We start from the raw sequence: 7884 nt of genomic DNA, 5'->3' as shown, positions 1-7884 counted from the left end.
CAACAGGCCGGTCCGCAGCGGGGCGCGCGGGAGCCTGCGGCGCATCCGCAACGCGGACGGGCGCTGGCGCCGCTTCCGGATCCTGGGTCGGCTGGGCGGCGGCGATGGGTTGGATCTCGACCCAATGCAGGTCGAGTCCGATTTCCGTCAACCAGGCCGCCTGCGCGGGATGCAGCCGAGGCTTCATGATGCAGTCTCCGGGAACGTCAGGGTCATGATCCAGGCATCCTCGCGCACGCCGTGGGACGACGGATAATAACCGCGCCGCAGCCCCAGTTGATGAAAGCCATGTCGGTGATAGAACTCGATCGCCTGGGTATTGCTGGGGCGGACCTCCAGGGTCAGGGCCGGCAAGCCGGCCTGACGGCAATGCGCCGAACAATAGCGCAGCAGTTCAGCCCCCACGCCCTGGCGCTGGGCCTCGGGGCGCACGCCGATGACCAGCAGGTGAGCCATGTCCGGCGTGTCCATGAGCAGGGCGAATCCCAGCATCGCCCCCAGGCGACGCACCACCCAGCCCCGATAGCCGGCGGCCAGTCCATCGGCGAAATTCTGCCGCGTCCAGGGGAAGGACTGGACCTGCCGTTCGATGGCGGCGACCTCGTCCAGATCCGTCATGCCCATATCGTGCACGGACCAATGCGCGGCATCGGCCTGCGGGTTACCGCCCAGGCCCTGCGCGCGTTCCACCGTGGTGTAGGCGACCTTGTCGCGCACATAGGCCGGCGCCGCCAGCGATGCGTCCAGCCCCTGACCCTGCTGCCAGGCCAGCGCGGCCAGCCGCGCCACCGTCGCCGCATGGGCGCGGGCCGGCTGCTCAGCGTCCGCCGGGATCACCGCCCCCAAGGCCCGCAGTTCGTCTGCCAGACCCTCGAACGCCGCCAGCGCATCGCCATGCGCCGCCCAGCCGCTGCCGGCCTGCATCGCCCAGACGGCAGCGGCGTCGGCCAACCAGGCGGCCACGTCGGTCCGGGCAATCAAGGCAGGAGCCTGCAAAGCGGCCCATTGGCCATCGACGCACTGATACGCCGCGGCGTAGAGCTCGTTCATCCGGGCGTCCTGCAAGACGACATGGATGCCCGACGGATCATCCCCCGCCTGATGGAAAGCCACGGCATGCAAGGAATCCACTGGCAAGACCGGAATATCCAGCGCCACCGCCAGCCCCTGCGCCACCCCGCAGGACACCCGCAGACCGGTAAAGCCCCCCGGTCCCTGGCCGAAGGCCACCGCCGACAGGCCGGCGCGCTGCAGGCCGGCCTCGCTCAGCAATTGCCACGCCAATGGCAAAATGCGTTCGGCGTGTTCCTGCCGTCCTTCGTGCTGGACCGTGCGCAGGCGCGTGCGCCCCGCCGTGCTCGACAACAAAGCGACGCTGCACAGAGTACTTGATGTTTCAAAGGCTAGAATGTGAAAATCGTCCATGGCGATGCTATTTTAATGGAGGAGCGTTTCTCGCTGAATCCGGCAGTGCGGCTCTGTTTCCAGCCGGCGGCGCACCCCACATGACAACCAAACGCTTATTGTGTAATTTCTTGTGATAAGCGCTGGCACTGCTTTCCCGACCCTGTTACATTTTCCTCATGAACACACATAACCAGACCCTCACACGCAAGATCCTGATCGTCGACGACGATCCCCGTCTGCGCGACCTGCTGCGGCGTTATCTGTCCGAACAGGGGTTCAACGTCTACGTCGCCGAAGACGCCAAGGAAATGGCCAAGCTCTGGCAACGGGAACACTTCGACCTGTTGGTCCTCGACCTGATGCTGCCTGGGGAAGACGGTCTGTCGATCTGCCGGCGCCTGCGCGGCAACCATGACAATACACCCATCATCATGCTGACTGCCAAGGCCGAGGAAATCGACCGGATCGTCGGCCTGGAAATGGGGGCCGACGACTACCTGACCAAACCCTTCAACCCCCGCGAACTGCTGGCCCGCGTCAACGCGATCCTGCGCCGCCGCGGGACCGAAGAACACCCCGGCGCGCCCAGCCAGGAAAACGAATCCGTCGAGTTCGGCCCCTACGTGCTGAATCTGTCCACCCGGACATTGATGAAAAGCGGCGAATCCGTCCCCATCACCACCGGCGAATTTTCCGTGCTGAAGGTCTTCGCCCGCCACCCCAAAGTCCCCCTGTCGCGCGACAAACTCATGGAACTGGCCAGGGGCCGCGAATACGAAGCCTTTGACCGCAGTCTGGACGTGCAGATTTCGCGCCTGCGCAAACTCATCGAGCCCAACCCCTCCAAACCGGTCTTCATCCAGACGGTCTGGGGACTGGGCTATGTCTTCGTCCCCGACGGCGGTCAATAATCGCCTCATCGCCTGCGAGGCCCGCCCTCGCAGGCTCTGTTTCCTGTCATGACGCTCATCACACGGCTTTGGCGCACCATCCTGCCCCGGCTGCGCCTGGGGTTGTTCACCCGATCCTTTCTGCTGATCGCCCTGCTGATGATGATCAGCCTGGGTGCCTGGCTGCAGATCGTCTTCAATATCGAAGAAGGCCCCAGGGCCATGCAACTGGCCCAGCGCATTGCGACCACGGTCAGCATCACGCGCTCGGCCCTGGTCTACGCGCCGACAGAGGTACGCCCGGCCCTGCTGCTGGACCTGGCCACCAAAGAAAGCCTGCGCGTCCAGCCCAGAGACCCCACGGACGTGCTGGAACCCCTGCCGCACACCACCTACTGGGACAATGTCTCATCTGAAATCCGCAACCGCCTGGGGTCGCAGACGTCCATGATGTGGGCGGTCAATCAGGTGCCGGGCATCTGGATCAGCTTCCATATCGACGACATGCAGTACTGGCTGGTATTCGACCGCGATCAGCTGCGGCTGACCACGGGCCGCGAATGGCTGGGCTGGGTCGCCGCATCCCTGCTGTTGGCGCTGCTGGGGGCCGCCATCAGCGTGCGATTCATCAATCATCCGCTGGCGCAGCTGGCAAAGGTCGCCCAGCAACTGGCGCGGGGGGAAACCCCCACCCCGCTGCTCGAAAAAGGGCCGATGGAAATCCGCGACATGAACATCGCGTTCAATCGCATGGCCCGCGATCTGCGCCAGAACGAGGCCGACCGGGAAATCATGCTGGCAGGCATTTCGCACGATCTGCGCACCCCCTTGGCGCGGATTCGCCTGGAAATCGAAATGAGCCACATGAGCGACGAGGCCAGGCAAGCCATCGACGACGATCTGGCCCAGATCAACCACAGTATCGGCCAGCTGATGGAATACGCCCGCCCGGCGGGACAGGTCCCTGAAACCGGCATCGATGTCTCGCGGGTGCTCAAGGATCTGCTGGAACGCGAACGCAGCCATACCGAATCCCTGGGCGGCAATCTGCAGGCCAGTATCGAAGCGGGTCTGCAGGCGCGGATCAGCGCCAACGATCTGAAGCGCATCGTCAGCAACCTGATCGAAAACGCGCGCCGCTATGGCCGCAGCACCAGCGATGATCGCGCCCACATCACGCTGCGCGCCTATCAGACCGGCAATCTGCTGCGCATCGAGGTCCAGGACCAAGGGGTCGGCATCCCGCACGCCGACACCCAGCGGCTGCTGCGCCCCTTTGCCCGGGGCGAATCGGCCCGCACCGGCGTCAGCGGCGCCGGGCTGGGCTTGTCCATCGTCGAACGCTTGCTGGGCCAGGTGGGCGGCAAATTCCAACTGATTTCCCAGCCTGCGCAGGGTCTGCTGGCGCGTATCGAAATCCCCAAGGCCAAGACGCGGCCAGCCGACAAAACCATAGCGTAGAATGGCAAGGCGGCCCCATTGGCCGTCCTTTCACTCAGGAGCCCCGATGAAAACCATAGGCGACAAGCTCGAGGCCTTCCGCGTCACCGGCGTCAAACCCGGATTCAATCAGCACGAGGAAAACGGCGTTTCAGCCTTCGAGGACATCACCGAATCATCCTTCCCCGGCAAATGGAAGGTCATCTACTTCTACCCGAAAGACTTCACCCAGGTCTGCCCAACCGAAATCATCGGCTTCAATGCGCTGGCAGATGCATTCGAAGAACGCGATGCGGTGCTGATGGGCGGATCGACCGACAATGAATACGTCAAGCTGGCATGGCGCCGCGAAAGTCCGGAACTCAGCAAACTGAACCATTATCAGTTCGGCGACACCTCCGGGGCGCTGATCGACCAGTTGGGCATTCGCGACAAAACCGAAGGTGTGGCCCTGCGCGCCACCTTCATCATCGATCCGGACAATCTGATCCAGCACGTCTCGGTGAACAACTTCAAGGTAGGACGCAGCCCGGAAGAAACGCTGCGCATTCTGGATGCGCTGCTGACCGACGGACTGTGCGCCTGCAATCGCACGCTCGGCGGCGGTACGCTGTAGCGGCCCGACCGCGCCATGCCCCGATCGCAGATTTCCGGGTCGGGGCGTGCACAAATGCTTAGGCCGCCAGCAACACCACCGCGCTGGCGGCGATGCCTTCCCCGCGCCCCAGATGGCCCAGGCCTTCGTTGGTCTTGGCCTTGATGTTGACCTGTTCGGCCGCGATCCCTAGATCCCGCGCAATGCAGGCCGCCATGGCCGGCGCATGCGGACCGATTTTGGGCGCCTGGGCATGGACGGTGGCATCCACATTGACCACGTCCCACCCGGCCTCGCGGGCCAGGCGGGCGGCTTCGCGCAGGAACAGGCGGCTGTCAGCCCCCGCCCAACGCGGGTCTTGATCGGAAAAGTGACGGCCAATGTCCCCCAAACCGGCGGCCCCCAGCACGGCATCCGTGATGGCATGCAGCAGCACGTCGGCATCCGAATGGCCGGCCAGCCCGCGGTCATAGGGTATCGTCACGCCGCCGATGATCAAAGGCCTGCCTGCCACCAGCGCATGCAGATCATGCCCCTGCCCCACCCGAAAGGGAAAGCGATGTGTCATTGTCGTCTCCGCTACACGTCAAGAGGCGATTTTAACCAGGATGCGCCGCCCGTTTTGGTGGCGTAGCCCCTGCATCCGCCCGGTGCGCCGCCACCGTCACCCCCACGGCCATCACGTCCAGCATGAGCAGCTGCAAAATACGCGACACCATGGACAGCTGCGCGATATCGTTTTCCACAGCATCCACCGCCAGGCAGACGGTTGCGCTTTGCGCCAACGGCGAATCCGCTTGAGTGATGGCGATCACTGGCGCCCCGCAGCCGCGCGCCAGATCCACGGCACGCAACAGATCCGGTTGCGTGCCGGTTTCTGAAATGGCCACGACCACCGCCTGCGGACTCAGGGATCGGGCGGCGGCCTGTTCCAGCCGGGCGCTGGGATAAATCGCGGCGGGCATGCCCAGGCGCAAGAATTTGTCCTGCCCATCCAGGCCCACCATCCCGGCGCCATCCGCGCCAAAGATCTCGATGCGACTGGCGGCCCGCAGCAAACGGATGGCGTGACTCACGGCCCGCGCATCCACCGCATCACGCAGGCGCAGAATCGCCGACGCCGTGTTGTCCAGCACTTTGGCCGACAAATCAGGCATCCGGTCACCGACTTTGACCTGGCTGTGCTGCAGGGGAATGGAACTGCTCAGGCCGGATGCGAGCTTGCGTTTGAAATCCAGCAAGCCGGGAAAACCCAGTGCGCGGCAGAAACGGATCACGGTCGGCTGGCTGACCCCCGCATTGCGCGCGATCGTCGCGATTGGATCCTGCACAAAGCCATGCGGCTGCGCCAGCAACAGCTGGGCAACCCGCTTGCCGGCGGGACTCATCCCCGGCAGCGCTCCTCTGACCCGGTCTAGCAGCACCGCATCGCCGCGCTGCAGGCGCAGCTGCTGATCCAGGATGGCCGACACGCCTTTCAGGCTGAGATCCTGGCTGAGCACGAGGTACGTCGGGATCTGCTGCACGTAGGCGCTGAAGCGCCCCTTGTCCTCGAAACGCTCGCGAAACGGCGATTGGGCCAGCCGTTTGCCCAGCTGCGGGACCAGCCCCCCGCCGATGTAGATGCCGCCGGATGCGCCCAGCGTCAGCGCCAGATCGGCGGCAGCCGAGCCCAGCATCCCGCAGAACGTATCCACGACATCGAGAGCTAGCGCATTACCCGCCAGCGCCTGGGCGACAATGTCGGCGGCACTGGGAGGGGCTGCGGATCCTGCCGTCCGCCCGGCCAGCACCTGCCAGATCAGTTCCAAGCCCGGCCCGGACAGCAGGCGTTCCGCCGAGACGCGGCCAAACAGGGTCCAGGCATGCTGCAGGATCTGCAGCTCGCGCGGATTATTCGGCGCAAAGCTGACGTGACCGCCTTCGCTGCCCAGCGTCACCCAATGATCGGCAGCCGGAATCAGGCCCGACACCCCCAAGCCGGACCCTGGGCCGATCAGCCCGATGACGCCTGGCTGGGGTTCGTCGCCGCCCGGCCCGATCCGCAGTCTGTCGGCCCGCCCCAGGCGAGGCAGGGACATGGCCATCGCCGTGAAATCATTGACCACCAGCAGGATGTCCAGGCCCAGCGCCCGGCGGGTGGCCTCGATGGAAAACCGCCAGTCGCGATTGGTCATGCGGACCTCGTCGCCCTGTACCGGATTGGCGATGGCGATGACCGCATGACGAGGCCGGTCGCCCTGGATGCCATCCAGATAGGCCGCCACCACCGCCAGCAGGCTGTCGTGATCCCGGCAATTCAAGGTAGCGCTTTGCTCTAGCTTCCAAGGCGCGGATTCCAGGGCGAAACGCGCATGCGTCACCCCGATATCGGCCAACAGCCGCACCCCGCCGGGATGAGGCGTCTCGGATTCCGGCGATGCGACAGACTCTTGATCCCGCAGACTCATGCCACGCGCAAGCCGCTGGCCTGATCAAAATACACGGCCTTGGACAGATCAAACTGCAAAGCCATGGACGCGCCCGGCGATACGGCGTGATCCGGATGCACCCGACACGTGACGTCCCCGCCATTGAGCGACACCAGAACCATGGTGTCGGGGCCTGTGGGTTCGGTCAGCATGACCGGCAGACGCGCCACCGACAGCGGGTCGTCATGACGCGCATGGGTGATCTGTTCCGGTCGGATACCCAACAAGACAGGCTGGCCCGCCCGCGACGCCAGCCGATCCTGCACCGAGGGCGCCACCGGCATCCAGTAATGGCTATCGGCGGCTTCCAGCCGCACGCCCAGTGTCCCGTCCTGCGCCTCGATCCGGGTATCAATCAGATTCATCGTCGGAGAACCCATGAATTCCGCCACAAAGCGGTTGGCGGGATTGTCGTAGATATCCTGCGGCGTACCGAACTGCTGGACTTCGCCGCCTTTCATGACCGCAATTTTATCGCCCAGGGTCATGGCCTCGATCTGGTCGTGCGTCACATACACGATCGTGGTCCCCATGCGCTGATGCAGACGCTTGATTTCAAGCCGCATCTCGATGCGCAAGCGGGCATCCAGATTGGACAGCGGTTCGTCAAACAGGAACAGGCTGGGCGCGCGAGCAATGGCGCGGCCCATGGCAACGCGCTGCCGCTGCCCGCCCGATAGCTGAGAGGGACGGCGATCCAGCAGGTGATCGATCTGCAGAATCCGCGCGACGTCCAGGACGATGCGCTCGCGTTCAGCGCGCGGCACCTTGCGAATTTCCAGACCGAAGGAAATATTGCGGGCCACCGACATATTGGGGTAGAGCGCATAGGATTGGAACATCATGGCGATGTCCCGGTCCTTGGGGTTCAGGTCATTGACCCGCCGCCCACCGATCAGGATGTCGCCCTCGTCGACCGGGTCCAACCCTGCGATCATGGACAGCAGCGTCGATTTTCCGCAGCCCGACGGTCCCACCAGAATCAGGAATTCCCCATCCTGGACATCCAGATCGATGCCTTTCAGGATTTCGTTGCCGTGATAGATCTTGCGTACATTGCGGATGGATAAAGAACCCACAC

At 64.3% G+C, this 7884-nt stretch carries 7 protein-coding genes and 1 pseudogene; 3 read left to right on the top strand and 5 right to left on the bottom strand.

Annotated elements, in window-relative coordinates; genetic code table 11:
- Positions 1-187: pseudogene (locus WBF69_RS11135) on the bottom strand (hypothetical protein); the annotation flags it as partial.
- On the bottom strand, positions 184-1425 hold the full coding sequence (gene tsaB, locus WBF69_RS11130; RefSeq protein ID WP_424264132.1) for a tRNA (adenosine(37)-N6)-threonylcarbamoyltransferase complex dimerization subunit type 1 TsaB: 1242 nt from the start codon (positions 1423-1425) through the stop codon (positions 184-186). The gene tsaB and the pseudogene WBF69_RS11135, both read right to left, overlap by 4 nt.
- A 158-nt stretch (positions 1426-1583) precedes the next feature.
- On the opposite strand from tsaB, the gene ompR reads away from it, so the two are divergent.
- From ompR to WBF69_RS11115, 3 genes are read left to right on the top strand one after another with little or no spacing between them, the layout of a single operon-like run.
- A complete protein-coding gene (ompR, locus tag WBF69_RS11125; protein WP_298013833.1) occupies positions 1584-2318 on the top strand; it encodes a two-component system response regulator OmpR in 735 nt (244 codons plus the stop codon).
- A 48-nt stretch (positions 2319-2366) separates the two neighbouring features.
- The gene (locus WBF69_RS11120) at positions 2367-3758 is read left to right on the top strand and encodes an ATP-binding protein (protein ID WP_424264129.1); all 1392 of its coding nucleotides are present in this window, start codon (positions 2367-2369) and stop codon (positions 3756-3758) included.
- A gap of 46 nt (positions 3759-3804) precedes the next feature.
- Positions 3805-4353, top strand: a complete 549-nt coding sequence (locus tag WBF69_RS11115) for a peroxiredoxin (RefSeq protein WP_424264127.1) — start codon at positions 3805-3807, stop codon at positions 4351-4353.
- Between the two features lie 58 nt (positions 4354-4411).
- Here the strand turns inward: WBF69_RS11115 and ispF are convergent, their stop codons facing one another.
- From ispF to WBF69_RS11100, 3 genes are read right to left on the bottom strand one after another with little or no spacing between them, the layout of a single operon-like run.
- Positions 4412-4900, bottom strand: a complete 489-nt coding sequence (ispF, locus tag WBF69_RS11110) for a 2-C-methyl-D-erythritol 2,4-cyclodiphosphate synthase (protein ID WP_424264125.1) — start codon at positions 4898-4900, stop codon at positions 4412-4414.
- Between the two features lie 31 nt (positions 4901-4931).
- A complete protein-coding gene (gene glk / locus WBF69_RS11105; RefSeq protein ID WP_424264123.1) occupies positions 4932-6782 on the bottom strand; it encodes a glucokinase in 1851 nt (616 codons plus the stop codon).
- Positions 6779-7882: an ABC transporter ATP-binding protein gene (locus WBF69_RS11100; protein WP_424264121.1), complete on the bottom strand. Its 1104-nt coding sequence runs from the start codon at positions 7880-7882 to the stop codon at positions 6779-6781. The genes glk and WBF69_RS11100 overlap by 4 nt, the downstream gene beginning before the upstream one ends.
- Positions 7883-7884: the final 2 nt, after the last annotated feature.

It is taken from the genome of Castellaniella sp. (genome assembly GCF_049673105.1).
Classification (GTDB): Bacteria; Pseudomonadota; Gammaproteobacteria; order Burkholderiales; family Burkholderiaceae_B; genus Castellaniella.
Note: the sequence above shows the minus strand (reverse complement) of the source record. Positions and strands in the feature narration are given on the sequence as shown.

Coding starts and splice junctions, on each gene's coding strand:
- glk (WP_424264123.1), bottom strand. CDS start 6,782: ATGAGTCTGCGGGATCAAGAGTCTGTCGCATCGCCGGAATCCGAGACG.
- ispF (WP_424264125.1), bottom strand. CDS start 4,900: ATGACACATCGCTTTCCCTTTCGGGTGGGGCAGGGGCATGATCTGCAT.
- ompR (WP_298013833.1), top strand. CDS start 1,584: ATGAACACACATAACCAGACCCTCACACGCAAGATCCTGATCGTCGAC.
- tsaB (WP_424264132.1), bottom strand. CDS start 1,425: ATGGACGATTTTCACATTCTAGCCTTTGAAACATCAAGTACTCTGTGC.
- WBF69_RS11120 (WP_424264129.1), top strand. CDS start 2,367: ATGACGCTCATCACACGGCTTTGGCGCACCATCCTGCCCCGGCTGCGC.
- WBF69_RS11115 (WP_424264127.1), top strand. CDS start 3,805: ATGAAAACCATAGGCGACAAGCTCGAGGCCTTCCGCGTCACCGGCGTC.